Source organism: Mucilaginibacter sp. P1_A3 (genome assembly GCF_056406855.1).
In genome coordinates this window covers 483,025-499,777 of sequence record NZ_JBFTZJ010000006.1, presented here as the reverse complement: position 1 = coordinate 499,777, position 16,753 = coordinate 483,025, and the positions used below count along the sequence as shown (strand labels likewise).

Genomic DNA, 16,753 nt, shown 5'->3' with positions numbered 1-16,753 from the left:
AGTTTTCAATCCCCTTTTCCTTCTCTCTTTTCTCTCTCAGCGGCGGGGTGCAAAAGTAGCAAACTTTTTGACTTTCCGAAAATTTATCTGATCTTTTTTTGAAGCTATCTTCTTCTCGCTTTCCCTCTTCCTGCTTCAAAAACCCTCTTCTTAACCTTTCTAAGAACAATCCCCGCTTCCTCGTTTGCGGGCTGCAAAGGTACGCCGATTTTACAATTACGCAAGCTGTTTTTAACAATTACTTAACCTATAGCCTTAACTCCTTAGCAATCAATCGCAAAAACTTTTTCAAAGGCTATTCAGCGGAAATTATGCGAAAAGACGGAGCGATGCTTCACAGGATAACGTTGCATACCTTAATATATGATAAACTCCCTTCCGTTATATCCTGGTCACCTTTTTCGGCACGTATATATTATATATACACGTAATTGCGTTAGGGGTAGCAGCGGATACCGGCCCGAGCCTAAGACCTTGTGCCGTATGAGCGGATGACCCGGCCGCAGGCAACGCCCTTATTAAGAGCAACAGATTAATAAGAAATCACCTCGTTTAGCTCCAGATAAGGTTGATGGCAGTAATCCCCGCTGTATCTTATATATGTTGGATAGAAATTATTTATTGATTGGACGTGTCAATAACTTGTCATGCCATTAAATTGAATACATGGCATGAAATTGGTTTATATATAAATATGAAAATAGTCCACATCAATCTCAATCAACCTGTTAAAAGTGTCAGAAATACTATTTTTGACCTTCTTACCAAAAAGGCTGTAACACTGAAAGCGATTCATAACAGGCTAATGGGCAATAATCAAGGCCAATCCACTCATTTTACAGGCTTTATTGCCTGATCACTATATAACATCTACCAATAAAAAAAGCTTCTTAAAAAGAAGCTTTTTTTATTTCTGTACTATATCTTTCTATTTTAATGTAGCTTTTTACAGACAGGCTTCCTGTCATTTGCACAAAAAATTAAGCAGAGTTAAAAAACACACTGAATTTAACAACTAAGAGTTAATCTATTTAACTATTATCTCCACCCGCCACCTAAAGCATGATAAAGATTTACCACTGCCTGTAACTCCTGCAACCTGTCGTTAACTCCACCGAGCTGTGCAGATAGCAGGTTTTGTTCGGATGTTAATACATCCGTATAATTAGTGGCCGAGCTATATCTTAACAGCTCCTGAGTATAATCTACAGCCTTTTGCAGGGCTATGATCTGTTTGTTGCGTGCATCCTGTTTTTCCAAAGCGGTTTGCTGTGCGTACAGCGCATTGGACACCTCCTGTCCGGCTACAAGCAGCGTTTTCTGGAAACTATTTAAAGCTTCCTGTTGCTGGGCTTGAGCGGTACGCAGGCGGGCTTTGTTCAGTCCCTGGTTAAAAATGGGTTGCGTTAGGCCGGCGGCTATATTATAGAATATAGAATTGACAAAAAAATCTTTCAATTGCAACGTAGATAAACCTCCGGAAGCCGTTATGGTAAATGACGGATAAAAATAAGTTTTGGCAACATTTGTATTTTCAAAAGCGGCTCTGAAAGCATATTCGCTTTGTTGCACATCGGGACGGTTGTTAAGTAATTGGGTTGGGATACCGGCCTGTAGTTCGCTTACTATCTTTTGATTAGCCAGGCTACTCCGGTTAATGGGTCCCGGCGCTCTTGAAAGCAATATATCTAAAGCGTTCTCGGTTTCGCGGATGCTGCGTTTTAAATCGGGAATGGATACTTCTACAGCATAACGGTTAGCCTCACTTTGCACCACGGCAGCACCGGTTACTACGGCACCGGCTTTAAGCTCTTTCATGGTTTCCACATCCTTGATCCTGTTTTTGAGGGTTTCAAGCGTAATATCCATTTGCCTATCCAAAGCTAATAACGTAAAATAATTATTTGCTATATCTGCAATTAATTGCGTTTGTACCGCCCTTTTGGCAGCATCTGTTTGTAAATAACCAGCAAGAGCCGCCCGTTTGGTACTGCTCAATTTACCCCAAACATCGGCCTCCCATGAAGATGTTAAACCGGCCTGGTACGTAGTAGTTAAGGTGTTGATACTTACCCCGGCAGGATAATTTAACCCGGCCGAAGATTGTTTAGACCTGGTTACACCTACATTACCAGATAACGACGGATAAAACGCAGCCTTGCTTTGCTGCAATGTAGCCCGTGCTTCTAAAATCTTTTGTACAGCCGTTTTAAGATCAAGGTTATTATTCAACCCTTCCTGTATCAGCGCCCTTAACGCCGTATCAGCAAAAAGGCTTTGCCACGGCATTGTTGCCAGGGTAGTAGTATCGTTTAACTCGCGGTCGCGGTATAGCCCACTGGTGATCACGCCCGGGGGATTATAAGTTTTGGTAATTTTACAGGACGCCAATACACCAAATATCAACGTAAAGAGCAATATATATTTTAAAACAGATTTGTTCATATTTTACCTTTTATGAATTAATTAGCAGCTGTTGTTACTGCATCATCGTTTTCATCATCGTCATTATATTTTCGTTTGCCGCTTACTTTTTCCTGCAGATGCTGGAATATGATAAACAAAATGGGTATTACAAATACACCGAACACTGTTCCTACAAACATCCCCCCTACAGCGCCTGTACCTATTGACCTGTTACCATTGGCACCGGCTCCGGTTGAAACCATTAAAGGCATTATACCAAAAATAAAAGCGAAAGATGTCATGAGGATAGGACGTAAACGGGCTTCTGCACCGGCAATGGCAGCGGGAATCAGGTCCATACCGGCCCTGCGCCTATCTAAAGCAAACTCAACAATCAGGATTGCATTTTTTGCCAGTAAGCCGATGAGCATAATGAGTGAGATCTGCAGATAAATGTTACTTCCTACTCCAAAAATTTGTGCAAACAAGTAGGTTCCCGCTAAACCCACAGGTAAAGAAAGAAGCACTGCAAAAGGCAGGATATAACTTTCATATTGGGCACTCAATAAAAAGTAAACAAACACCAGGCAAAGCATAAATATATAGGCCGATTGGGTGCCGGTACTCAATTCTTCGCGGGTGAGGCCAGAAAACTCATAGTCGTACCCGGCGGGCAACGTTTGCTTGGCTACTTCCTTAATCGCTTTGATCGCATCGCCAGTACTATACCCAGGGTTGGGTGATCCGGAAACAGAGATAGACGTAAAGAGGTTAAACCTTGAAATTGACTCGGGGCCGAACACCCTTTTTAGCGATATAAACGAGGTAATGGGTGCCATGGTACCAGCACTATTACGTACAAATATTTTGCTCAAGCCTATTTCATTAGCCCTGTAATCATAATCTGCCTGCACCATTACGCGGTATTGTTTACCAAACTGGTTAAAGTTGGAAGCATACAAACCACCATAGTAACCCTGCAATGTATTTAATACCGAATTTACGGTTACACCGGCTTCTTTACATTTTGCCACATTTACATCTACCTGGAATTGCGGAAAATTAGGATTAAATGATGAGTTCAGACTCTGGATCTCTTTCCTCTTTTTAAGGGCCGCCTGGAAGTTGTTGCTTACTTTAAATAACTCATCAACAGTATGGCCTCCTTTATCCTGCAACTCCAATTCAAAACCATCGCTGTTACCAAAGCCCTGTAAGGTTGGTGGCGAAAAATAAAACACGTTGGCTTCCCTTAATCCACTTGTTTTAGTTGAAAGCTGGCCAATGATGCTTTGAAGGCTTTGACTTTTCTCCTTACGTTGATCCCAGTTTTTCAGCTTCATGATTACCATAGCGTAAGCACTTCCCGATCCGGCTATAAAATTGAAACCTACCAGTTTAAGCGTATTCTGAACCTCGGGGATGGTATGCCCGATACTGTCTATTTTACTGGCAACAGCTTCAGTACGTTCCATGGACGATGCAGGCGGCAGGCTGATAGCGGCAAAAACAGTTCCCTGATCTTCGTTAGGGACAAAGCTTGATGGAGTTGTTTTAACCAAATACACCAACACGGCCGAAAACAAAGCGACAGCCGCGAGTGCTATCCATTTTTTATGAGCCAAAAAGTTTACCGTTTTTTTATACTTACCAGTTACTGCATCAAACGAAGCATTAAACACTACGTAAAAATGGTTAAGAAAACCATGCTTTTTAGTTCCCTTTTCATGTGGTTTTAAAAACAAGGCACACAAAGCCGGGCTTAATGTTAACGCGTTTACTGCCGATAGTAAAATGGCAACAGCCAGGGTTATACCAAATTGTTTATAGAAAACACCGGTTGAGCCGGTAATAAATGTTACGGGTAAAAACACAGCCGACATGACCAATGTAATGGAAACTATGGCGCCCGAGATCTCATTCATTGCATCTATGGATGCTTTTCGTGCCGATTTATAACCCAGATCGAGTTTGGCGTGTACTGCTTCAACCACCACAATGGCATCATCTACCACAATACCTATTGCCAATACCAGTGCAAATAGTGTGAGCAAGTTGATGGTGAAACCAAAAAGATTGAGAAAGAAGAAAGTACCTACAATAGCTACCGGAACCGCGATGGCGGGGATCAGCGTCGACCTGAAATCCTGCAGAAATACAAATACCACAATAAATACCAGTATAAATGCCTCAATCAAGGTACTGATCACCTTTTCAATAGAGGCATCGAGGAAATTGTTGGCATCAACCAGGTAAGTGATCTTCATCCCTTTGGGGAACTTCTCGGCAGCCGCATCCAGAATCTTTTTTGATTCATTAATTACATCACGGGCATTTGAGCCGGCTGTTTGACTAATGGCCACTCCTACTGATGGTAAACTGTTGGTTTGGATATCAAAAGAGTAATCCAATGAACCCAATTCAATACGTGCCACATCATTTAACCGCAGCAATTGCCCGCCTCCTACAGATTTGATGATAATATTGCCAAATTCAGCAGCTGTTTTAAGTCGCCCTTTATACCTTATTACGTACTGGAATGATTGATTGCTGTTCTCGCCAAACTTTCCGGGTGCGGCTTCAATATTTTGCTCATTGAGCGCATCGGTAATATCATCAGGAATAAGGCTGTATCTCGACATAACGTCGGGTTTTAGCCAGATCCGCATAGAATAATCCCGCGATCCAAAAACATTGGCGTTACCCACACCGGTAACACGCTGTATTTGAGGCACCAGGTTTATCTTGGCATAGTTTTGTAAAAATGTTTCATCATAGGTTTTATTTTCGCTGTAGAGTGAAAAAATGATCAGGTTGCTACTTTGGCTTTTGGCAACAGTAACACCAGATTGGGTAACTACTAACGGCAACAAACTGGTAGCCCTTGAAACCCGGTTCTGCACGTTTACTGCAGCCAGATCGGGATTGGTGCCTACCTTAAAATAAACAGTGATAGATGCCGAACCGTCATTACTGGCAGATGAGGTCATGTAGGTCATGTTCTCCACCCCGTTAATCTGTTCTTCCATCGGGATGATGACACTTTTAAGTACCACATCGGCATTGGCGCCGCTATAATAGGCCTGAACCTGTACAGTTGGCGGCGCAATATCAGGGTATTGTGAAATGGGCAGATTGATGAGTCCTAAAATACCCAGAATCAAAAGTAATACAGAAATAACTGTTGATAGTACCGGGCGTTCTATAAATTTTTTAAGCATAATATTGCTTTAGTAATGAGCAGAAGTTGAAAAGGTGTGATTATTTAAGGCTACCGTAAACGGATGAGGCGCTTACTTCATTCGGTTTAATAACAGTACCATCCTGTAGATTACCAGAGCTTTCCAGTATAATCTTATCGCCGGCTTTAAGACCATCAGAAACTACATAGAACTGACCAGCGGTGTTATCCATCACATTAATGGCTACATTTTTTATCTTATTTTGATCATCTACCACATACACAAAGCGTTTATCCTGTAGCTCATAAGTCGCGCTTTCCGGAACCAGTAATGCCGATTTAACCACATTTGGAATCCTTATCACCGCGCTGCTGCCGCTGCGGATAAGGCCACGCGGGTTCACAAAATCAGCCCGCACGTTTGCTGTACCTGTAGCGGTATTGATTAACCCATTTACAGTTTCAACACGGCCGCCGTGCTCATAAGTAGTTCCATCCGGCAATATTAGTGATACTGACGGGAGTTTGCTCAGCTTAGTTTTTAATGAGGTATTATTTACGCTATCCCTGCTCAAATTGAGTAATTGCTTTTCGTTAAGCGCGAAGTAGGCGTAAATATTTGATGTATTATAAACGGTTGTAAGCGGTTCTGTAGTGGAGCCTGTTACCAGGCTTCCCAATTTATAAGGTAATGAGCCAATAACACCATTCACCGGACTGGTTATAGTGGTGTATCCTAAATTTACTTTGGCATTTACCAAAGCAGCCCTGGCCTGCGCCAACGCAGCTGCTTTTGACTGTTGCGTATACTCGGCCGATTCAAGTTCATAATGGCTGATGATATCCTTTTCAACAAGTGGCTTCACTTTGTTTACCTGCATTTTGGCCATGCTCAGATCAGCTTCGGCAGTTTTAATACCGGCCTCTGCCGTGCGCACTTCCTGCTCATATTGCGGAGCGTTTATTTTAAAAAGCAATTGCCCCTTGGTTACAACGGAGCCTTCGTCTACATAAATTCTCTCTACGTAACCATCAACCTTGGGCCTTATTTCGATATTCTGCTGTCCCTGAATACTTGCCGGATAATCAATATTTAACGTAGCCGACCGGGGTTGCAATTGCATTACTTTGTAATCCAAAACCTGGTTTACCGGGCCTGCCGCAGCCTGCTTGCTTTTATCAACACAGGCAGAAAAGAACACCGTAGAAACCATCGTGATCATTATTCCCTTAGCGATAGTTAAGGGCGTTAAATTGTTTTTTTTTWAAGGCAGGATAAAAGACATCATTATTATTTAAATCATAATCAATACCGGGTACGGCAAAGCGGCCGCTAAATTCGGATATAATTTCTATATAGATGTTTAAGTAGATGGTATTGTTACAGGATAAGTAAAATTTTATGCTTTAAGTTTAAATTGCCAATATCCAGCAAAGCCGAAACAGCGCATCCGGAATGTTCATATACCTTGAATTTCATAATAACTTGTAAGTGCAGATATCTACCCTTTTTATATCAAAACAGCATAAAATTATTAAGATACCGCTTACAATCCTCTCAAAAACAGTAAATTTATAAACTATTATAAATCAATTACCTTATCCTGTAAAAGGTACATCAAAACGATAATGAGAAGACTTTTTTTACTCGCGCTTTTATTTTTCACGCTTAGTGTTAAATCGCAAACCTTAACTCCGCGGCAACAATATCCCGACTTATTTGAAGCCGTTCAATTGTCGAACATATTTCCGGATAATAAAACCTTTGTTGATGCTGTACCCAAGCAAGATCCGGCATTGATCATGAAAGCTTATCATGATCAAAAAGATAAACCGGGTTTTGATTTAAAGGCATTTGTATTAGCAAATTTTGATATACCCGTATCTCATAATGCTTTCCAAACCGATATTGAAGCTGGGATTCGTAAGCATATTGATACGTTGTGGCAGGTATTGCAGCGCAGACCAGATGAGGCAAAGGCCAATTCATCAACATTGGCGCTGCCCAATCCCTACATAGTTCCCGGCGGCCGTTTCCGGGAGATCTATTATTGGGATTCCTATTTTACGATGCTGGGTTTACAGGAGAGTCATCAAATTAAGGTGATCCACAACATGGTAGAGAACTTTGCTTACCTGATTGATAAATATGGTTTTATACCCAACGGCAACCGCAGCTATTACCTTACCCGTTCGCAACCGCCATTTTTTGCTATGATGGTAAATTTGCTGGCCAAAAACGAAGGGCAACAGGTACTAACCCAATTCAGGCCCCAGCTAATTAAGGAGTATAATTACTGGATGCTGGGGTCGGCACAGCTAAAGATAAATTCAAAAACCCACAGAGCCGTACGCATGCGTGGTGGCGAAATCATGAACCGCTACTGGGACGAAAGCGACCAACCCAGGGAAGAATCATATGTAAAGGACGTGGATGCAGCCAAAGAAACCAAAGAACCCCTACCCCAGTTTTATCATAATATACGGGCTGCTGCTGCTTCAGGATGGGATTTCAGTACCCGTTGGTTTGATGCATCGGGCAAGCTTTCCACTATACAAACCACTGATATTGTACCGGTTGACTTGAATTGCCTGATCTATAATCTTGAACTTACCATTGCCGATTCCTATCAGCAAAGTGGTAATTTAAAACTATCCGGGCAATATCGGGCCAAAGCCGAAAACAGAAAAAAAGCAATATTAAAATACTGCTGGAACCGTAAAACCGGTTGGTTTGATGATTACAATCTGCAACTAAATCAACTATCAACCGTACCCACCCTTGCAGCTGAATTTCCACTGGAATTTAAAATTGCGACAAAAGAGCAAGCCCGGTTAATAGCCGAAGGATTAAAAAATAATTTCCTGAAACCCGGCGGCTTGGTTACCACGTTGAATTTCTCGGGCCAGCAGTGGGATGCGCCAAATGGCTGGGCGCCTTTACAATACATGGCTATTGATGGTTTAGAAAAATACAATTACAATGCATTGGCAAAAGAAATCGCCACCCGCTGGTTGAGGTTAAATATCCGTGTGTTTAAGCAAACTGGCAAATTATTGGAAAAATATAACGTGGTTGATACCAAATTAACGGCCGGCGGTGGCGAGTACCCTTTACAAGATGGTTTTGGATGGACAAATGGGGTGCTACTGCATCTCATGAACCGCTATCATTTTGATCCGGCGCAGGAATCGAAGAATTTACCTGAAAACCAGAATTGATTTTTGAAATTAGTTAAGATGCGTATGCGATACGCATCTTAAATATTCCTTCTATTTAATTGTATAAGTACTTTTATTAAGCCCGACACCGGTAATCTTCAATGATTTCCAGTTTGATGGCAATTTGCTTTTAACCTGCACAATACCTGCAGGCGTGATATCCAAACCGCCAAAACCCATCAGCAAACTTTGAATAATACCGCCTGCGCCTGTGGCAAAGTAAGGGTTGGTGCCTCCTTTGGTTTCTGCAATTACCCTAAACGGCGGATTAAGGTTGGGCTCATAACCATCTTTAAAAAAATGATAAGCTTTATCACCATTACCCAAACGGGCATACAATAATGCAAAAACAGCTTGCGTCATGGCAGGCGTACCTTCATTTGGCACACGGGTTTCATAATATTCAAGGTCCTTTTTTATTTGAGCAGGATCGGTTATGGTTTTTAATGGGTATGCCAGCAGGTTTACATCGGCCTGTTTAATACCCTCGCCATTGTAGCTGGCGTGTTCGCGGGTAACTCCGTTATCCAGTTTAAGGATAGGGATATTTTGAGCAACCGTTTGCCAATCGGCGTCAGCTTTCTCTCCTAATATTTTTGCCGCAGCGATTGCGTTTAAGAGGTTGGCTTTGGCAGCAGCATTGGTAAAAGCATTGTTATCAATATTTTCGGCCCATTCATCAGCAGCCACCACATTTTTAATATCATATTGGCCAGGACCGCTACGCTCTACCCGGCTTGCCCAAAAATCGGCAGTTGCCGATAGTATTGGCCAGCCTTTTTCGCGCAGCCATTGCTTATCCTGGGTTACACAATAATAATTCCAGGCGGCCAGGGCAACATCGGCTGTTATGTGATGCTCAAACGGACCGCTCAATGCCCAAACAGGAGTTTCTTCTACCCCACTATCGGCGCTTTCCCAGGGGAACATAGCCCCCTTGTAACCATGCGAAAACGCATTTTTACGGGCCGCTTCCAGTCGTTCAAATCTATATTCAACCATTGATTTTGCTATATCGGGGTGTAACACCAACATTGCCGGGTACATCCAAACATCGCAATCCCAAAATACGTGACCATTATAACCCAAACCAGAAAGGCCCATTGGCGAAGGTGAATAAGCTGTGCCCGCACGCGAGAATGAGTACAGGTGATATAACATACTGTGTACATCCTGCTGCGCCTGGGCATCACCCTCAATTTGTATATCACTGGCCCACAAATTATCCCATGCTTTATTATGAAATTTAATGAGGCGGTCGCGGCCTTCTAATTTGGCAAAAATGGTTAGTCGTTCAGCCTCGTTTAGTGGGTCGGCGTGGTGTGCAGATGTTATTGATGAGCCTGTTACCGCGTATTTATAAGTTTGGCCCGCTGCAATAGCTTTGCTAAATTTCATCAGGTGCATGTTATTATCCCACATTTCGTGGATAATCCGTGGCTCCTGCCCGTGTGGCTCATTAAACAAAAACGAAGTTGAAGCACATAACTGCATTTTACCAGTTGGGCTTTTTGCGGTTGAAGTTAAAAGGCTGATTGTAACATGCGGGCGGTCAATTTCATTGTAATAATTCTGTACTTCTTTCAAAGCATCAGGCGCTTCCATCACACTTGCGGAGGTAATATTAATAGCCTTTTTGGCTACAACTGATACATCCATCAAAACAGTGAACGGCAACTGGCGCAGGGAATAATAAGTGTATTTTATAGTAGCCTTATCACCATAGTCAAACGTTGTGGTAAACGCCGCGTGCTGCATATCCAGCTCCTGCTTAAAATTACTGATGTTTTTAGAATCGATACGTTTACCATCAACCTCCAGATACATGTTAAGCAGGTTAAAACTGTTTAAAAAATTGCTTACTCTGCCACGACCGTAAAGGTCATATGCACCTGCCAACACCACGTTTTTTACCTTAAAAGGTTCTGGTGCCGATACAATGCCGATCATTCCGTTGGCAACAGTAATTCCATAATAGTTGGCCGGATCAATCTTATCAGCCTTGATATTCCAGGGGTCAATACCACCTTGAGCGCTTACTACAATGGGAACACATAAGGTTATCAGTAAAAACCATTTTGATAGTCTTTTCATTATCAATTTCAATTGATTTATTTAATTTTTAGTTGAAGCTTTTTCACCACCAGCTGCCCTATTTCGGCACCTTGCTTATTACCCACCACACACGCGTTTTTAAAGTGAATGCCACCATACACTCTTGACATTGCTGCCGATTGCGCTGCTTCCCGGAAAGATTTGAAAGAAAGCGGATCAATACCAAATTCCATTTCGGACGAATCTGTATACGCAAAATTATCGCCAAACGTACTTGTAAGTACTTCGGCTGCGGCTGATGATATTACAGCGTGCCCGCTACTATACTCCGGAAAGGGAGGAGTTTGAATATACGGCCGCCAATCTGCATTAATGTACTTGGTAATTACCGTTTCTGGCCTTACGTAGTTAGATCTGTATTTTAAATACCAGCAATTAATGAATCCATCAAACAAAGCAATAGCAGTTTCGGCATATACGCTAACGGTGGTATTAAAATCAAGTTTTTTTGCCCGTGTAGCCACCCCGGTAATGTTCATCCAATGGCCTCCCGGCGAAAACTTTTTGGTAGCAAACGATGCATGGCCTACTACATTAAGCTTAAAAGCATTGTCATCCCAAAAATCTGCCTGGTGCTTTTGGTCTTTGGTCAAACTATCGACCAATTGCTTAACCTCAACAGCCTGCAGGTAAAATTTACTGTTCTTATTTTTTACATCAAACACCGGTGGGTTTGATGGTATAAATTGTGCAGCTGAATCAAGTACCATTGGTCTTATTTCGCCCCAATGTGCTTCTAACGCCTGGGCATACATAGGTGGTGTTGGTATCCAGCGGCCATCCTGTTGTTTTACCGTGTATTTACTTGCCGACCTGGTTTTTAAATAGTTATCACCCTTGCTCCACTTCATGATAAATTTGGCTACTTTATTAGCATAATTTACCGAACCTTCAAAAAGATCATTAGGCATACCGGCATCTTTTGCCTTTTGCTTTAAGCCATCAACATACTGATCCATACTACCTTCCGGAAACGTTACCGCATTACCCACATAACAAAATGCCAGTAAGGACGCAAATTGGTAATCAACCGTAGTATCTTTTGAGGGCCTGGGCGTTGGTGGCAGATGTTTAATTTGCCCGGACAGTGACCTGAAATGTGTTGAATCGCCAGCTGCTATTACCTGGTACGCCGCTATATTGGCATAAGCATAATTTCGGGAGGCGGTAACCGGCGGAAAATTATTTTCTAATACAATATCGTTAAGCTTTTTTACTGTTACACGGTACAGTTCAGGATCATGTAAAACTTTTTCATAATCGGGCTTTTTACAGGATGCGAATAAAAACAATACTCCTGCAATACAAAATAAAAAGGGTTTCATAATTTAAAATATAGGTTAAAAATCACATAGATATCGTGGCGATATCCACAGGTTTTCATATTGGATCAACAGCCAATATAGGCTTTTTAATGCTATACATCAGCATATAAAACGTTGTTTTTTGACATAAAATATCGTTTATTTATTTCGGTGCCGGGTGGCTTATTTTTGCTGTAAATGCAAATAAGCTGCTCAGTATTCATAGATTTACGCCCCCGATTAAACCAAATGAAAAGAATAACATTTATAGTTTTAGCTGTTGCTGCAGTAATTATAATAGCAATATATTTAATAATCCCATCTACTTTAACAATTAACAACCAGGTTAACATTGATGCATCTGACGCTATCGCTGCTAAGTTTTTAACCCATAGCAAACAATGGGAAAAATGGTGGCCCGGCACCAGGGTTGATAATAACCAGTTTGATTACGGAGACATCCATTTTTATATTAGCCAAACTACCAACGGCGGTGCACATGTTACTTTGCAAAAGGGCAATATGAAACTCAATAGCGAAATCAGTTATCTTGCTGACGATTTTGCTGTGAAAATAACATGGCATACTGAATTACAAAACAGCCTTAATCCGGTTCAAAGGGTTGAAAATTATTTAAATGCCCAGGCTCTTAAAACCAAAACAGCCGAAATTTTAAAGCACCTTAAATTATTCCTGGAGGATAAAAATAATGCTTATGGTTATAAAATATATATTAATAAAATAAAGGACCCTTATTTGCTCACTACAACTACAAGTAGTGATAACTATCCGTCCATTCAAACGATTTATGAAAAAGTTGACGACCTTAAAGCACAAGCTAAAACTAAAGGTGTTATGTTGACCAACTTCCCAATTCTTAATGTAACAAAAATTGCAAATAAAGAATACCAGATTACCGTTGCAATCCCGATCAATAAAACAATTAAGCCAGACCAAAAATCATTCATGAACAACCTTGTACTGGGTGGCAATTTGTTAGTAGCGGATGTAAAGGGTGGACCTAACACTATAAGTGACGCCTTTGGCGCCGTTAAAGCTTATATGAAAGATCATAATTTAACATCGCCAGCCATGCCTTTTGAATCACTAATCACCGATAGATCCGTTGAAAAAGATACTTCAAAATGGGTAACCAAAATATACTATCCGATATTTTAAACCATAACTACTTAGTAACCAAAACAATCCTACCATCATAGGTAACAATAAGATAATCTGCACTTCCAACTCGTTTTATGGTTGAAATATATGGCAGTTCCTGGAAGTTAAAGGCTGCGTTTATTAAATAACCCGGGGGCGAAAACTGTTTTAGTTGTTTGTTATAATGCAAACCAACTAAACCTAAAGCATCATATTTACCTTCATAAGGAACAACTCCCCAAAAGTTACCGTTAAGCAATACATCCCCGCTTTTATAGTCAGCGAGAATTGATCGTATAGGCGCCTGCTGGTATTGGTAAGGCAACTCTTGAAATGTAGTAGCATGCAGCACATCGTTTACAAAAATACTGCTGAATTGATTGGCAGCTAAACGATCCTCATCATTCAATTTGTCTTTAAATATTTCGCTGGTTGTTTTATCAGCCATTTTTTGGTAGCTCAGCCATTCTTTTTTCAAATAGGGCAGTTCTTGTTCCAAATCATTTTTGGGTCTAAAGGGATAGTAATTTCCTTTAACAAAGTAGGATAATATCAGGTCGTTTTTTCCATCCTTATCCAAATCGGCATTGTAAGCATACAATGGTTGGTTTGGGGTTACATTATATTTATTATTTAAGCCCCAATTACCCGCTATAAGGTCGGCTTTGCCATCTCCATCCATATCGGTAACTATAGCTGATTGCCACCAGCCCTTTTCATTATCCAATACCTTCGAAGAAAATTTCCGAAGTTTTTTTCCATCATTTAAAAAAATCTGAATAGGCTGCCACTCAGCGGTGATCACCAGATCGGATTTACCATTATGGTCAACATCGGCTTCGGTAACGCTGGTTATATATTGGATTGACGTTATATCATCATAAACCTTATCATGACTAACATCGAAATTACCATTGCCTTTGTTTATCAAAATAGCTGATGGCACTTTGGCCGTATAATCTTTATAGGATATACTTCCGGTTAATAATATATCCTTCAATCCATTGCCATTAAAATCAAACACAGCAATTTTTGATGTTTGATTGGTTATTTTAGGCAAAGCCTTATACTCAAACTTAAAATTACCTTTGTTAATATATAAACGCGGAGGTAATCTTTTGTCATCATCTAAAAGCGGGTGATTGGTGCTGATCACAACCAGGTCGGGCTTCCCATCATTATCAATATCGGCCCAAACAGCCTGCTCATCCCCATATTCATTAAATTTATCAAATTCCGCTACTTTCACTTTATCGTAACCACCTGCTTTATTTCCGGCGAGTATATATTTTTCTTCGCTCGTCAAACCGCCAACATAAATATCATCCATACCATCACCATTAACATCGGCAACCGCAATAGCGGGGATATGAGGTAAATAAGTATGCGGCAATAATGAATAATAATTAAAGTCGGGTGTGTCAAAAGTTTTTACTTGAGTCAACAGTTTGGCTTGTACAGCTTTGTAGTCTGACTGTTTTTTTCCACTGATGAAGGTATTTATCACCGATGAAATGTCATTAGTCGACTGCACTTGTTTACTATTATAAGTTATTATCGCTTTTTTACCCTGTTTAAAATCATTTACTATCTGCCAGGTATTATCAGGCCATATCACTAAAAGATCAGTTGGCTTATCTCCGGGTAAAAAAGTAAAAAGCAATTCGTTACTTAGGTTACTTTCGTAAGCATTACTGGTTTGTATTTCCTGGTGATCTACCTGTTTACCTGATTTCAGGAAAAACTTTGTTCCGATACCGTCAGGATTGGCTTTGGAGTATTTAACCGCATATTTTAAAAAACCCGGCTTATCATCTTTATGGCTTTCCATCGCAGTGTTTTTATATAGATAGGCCGGTTCATCCATATTGTTGGTTACAATCTCCAGGTCACCATCGTTATCCAGATCCACAGCTACAGAGCCCGCCGAAATAGAGGGCTGATGCATATCATTTGTAAATGAGGCATCGGTGAATTTCAGCAGATCATCTCCGTGGTAAAAAAAATTGTGAACAGCGCCATCAGGCATCAGGTTGATCTTATCTTTATCAAAAACGCGGCTATTTTTATACTCCTGCATCACAGCCGGATTGCCCAGATATTTAAGATAATCCATATCATTGAGCCGCTTTTTTATTCCGTTGCTAAAAAAAAGATCCTTGCGGCCATCCATATCAAAATCCTGCACCAGGGGCGACCACGTCCAATCTGTAGCTGATACACCGCTGTATAAACTCATATCAACAAATTTATTTCCGTTGCCAACATTCAGTTGCAGGCTATTTTTTGAATATTGATAATAATAACCTGCATTTACCTCCTGGGTATAAATATCCAATGGTTCATCATTGATAGTTGATCGTAATGCTTTTATATCCTCGGGAAGCATATCTGTAGTAAGCACATCCAAATGACCATCTTTGTTGATATCACTAATCGTATTCCCCATAGAGAACAGACTGGTATGCCCAAAGGCAGTTTTAAGCTGTTCTTTAAAGGTACCATCATGCTGGTTGATATAGTAATAATCCTGCTCAAAAAAATCGTTACTTACATAAATATCGTCCCAGCCATCGTTGTTTAAATCGCCGATACTAAGGCCAAGCCCATAACCTATTGGAGCACTATAAATGCCAGATTTTTGGGTAACATCGGTGAAATGGCCGCCATCATTTCTGAAAAGATGATCGCCGGCGTCATGACTGTATTTAAACCTTAAAGTAGAATCGCCGTAGGTATCATTGCTATGTACAGACGAGGTAAGCAGAAACATATCCAAATCGCCATCCTTATCATAATCAAAAAAAGAAACCTGCGTTGACAGTCCTGCAAAGTCGAGCCCGTATTTTGCAGCACTTTCTGTAAACGTAAGGTCGCCGTTGTTGATATAAAGTTGATTTTTACCCTTAAAACCTTTATAGCCACATACCACGGATACATAAATATCCTTTAACCCATCCCCATTAATATCAACTACAGTAACGCCGGTTTTCCAATTACCTGTACCGGCAACGCCCGCTTTTGCGGTGATATCATCAAACTTTAAACCACCCTTATTTAAATAAAGCTTATTAGGCCCCTGGTTTGATACAAAATAAAGATCCTGCAAACCATCGTTATTAAAATCTGCTGCAGCTACCCCTGCCCCATTATAGAAATAGAGGTAATCTAAAATATTAACAGAATCTGATACAATATTTTTATTTACAAACCCTATCCCTGTTTCACTTGCGGATAGCAATTTAAAAATACCTTCTCCTGCTTTTTTAGGTTTGCATGCACCAATGCAAATAATCCCGATAAAAAACAGGAAGCCAAACAATTTCATGGGTGCTGGTATATATTTTGCAAATAGCGACATCTT

8 protein-coding genes are annotated in these 16,753 nt (G+C 40.8%); 2 read left to right on the top strand and 6 right to left on the bottom strand.

Annotated features, from left to right (window positions below):
• Positions 1-1,038 precede the first annotated feature (1,038 nt).
• Genes AC1D0K_RS15335 through AC1D0K_RS15325 form a run of 3 tightly spaced genes read right to left on the bottom strand, consistent with a single transcriptional unit; the run spans position 1,039 to position 6,876 of the window.
• The gene (locus AC1D0K_RS15335; RefSeq protein WP_477398578.1) at positions 1,039-2,445 is read right to left on the bottom strand and encodes an efflux transporter outer membrane subunit; all 1,407 of its coding nucleotides are present in this window, start codon (positions 2,443-2,445) and stop codon (positions 1,039-1,041) included.
• A gap of 17 nt (positions 2,446-2,462) precedes the next feature.
• The gene (locus AC1D0K_RS15330; RefSeq protein WP_477463082.1) at positions 2,463-5,627 is read right to left on the bottom strand and encodes an efflux RND transporter permease subunit; all 3,165 of its coding nucleotides are present in this window, start codon (positions 5,625-5,627) and stop codon (positions 2,463-2,465) included.
• Between the two features lie 40 nt (positions 5,628-5,667).
• A complete protein-coding gene (locus AC1D0K_RS15325; RefSeq protein WP_477463081.1) occupies positions 5,668-6,876 on the bottom strand; it encodes an efflux RND transporter periplasmic adaptor subunit in 1,209 nt (402 codons plus the stop codon).
• A 340-nt stretch (positions 6,877-7,216) separates the two neighbouring features.
• Here AC1D0K_RS15325 and treA point away from each other — a divergent pair, with 340 nt between their 5' ends.
• On the top strand, positions 7,217-8,809 hold the full coding sequence (gene treA, locus AC1D0K_RS15320) for an alpha,alpha-trehalase TreA (protein WP_477398584.1): 1,593 nt from the start codon (positions 7,217-7,219) through the stop codon (positions 8,807-8,809).
• A gap of 51 nt (positions 8,810-8,860) precedes the next feature.
• Here treA and AC1D0K_RS15315 read toward each other — a convergent pair whose 3' ends face one another.
• Positions 8,861-10,903: a glycosyl hydrolase family 95 catalytic domain-containing protein gene (locus AC1D0K_RS15315; protein ID WP_477398586.1), complete on the bottom strand. Its 2,043-nt coding sequence runs from the start codon at positions 10,901-10,903 to the stop codon at positions 8,861-8,863.
• Between the two features lie 17 nt (positions 10,904-10,920).
• Positions 10,921-12,249 (bottom strand): vanadium-dependent haloperoxidase, encoded by a 1,329-nt coding sequence (locus tag AC1D0K_RS15310; protein WP_477398588.1) that lies wholly within the window; start codon positions 12,247-12,249, stop codon positions 10,921-10,923.
• A 228-nt stretch (positions 12,250-12,477) separates the two neighbouring features.
• On the opposite strand from AC1D0K_RS15310, the gene AC1D0K_RS15305 reads away from it, so the two are divergent.
• On the top strand, positions 12,478-13,407 hold the full coding sequence (locus AC1D0K_RS15305) for a GyrI-like domain-containing protein (RefSeq protein WP_477399980.1): 930 nt from the start codon (positions 12,478-12,480) through the stop codon (positions 13,405-13,407).
• A gap of 7 nt (positions 13,408-13,414) precedes the next feature.
• Here the strand turns inward: AC1D0K_RS15305 and AC1D0K_RS15300 are convergent, their stop codons facing one another.
• Positions 13,415-16,750: an FG-GAP repeat domain-containing protein gene (locus AC1D0K_RS15300; protein ID WP_477463080.1), complete on the bottom strand. Its 3,336-nt coding sequence runs from the start codon at positions 16,748-16,750 to the stop codon at positions 13,415-13,417.
• Positions 16,751-16,753 lie beyond the last annotated feature (3 nt).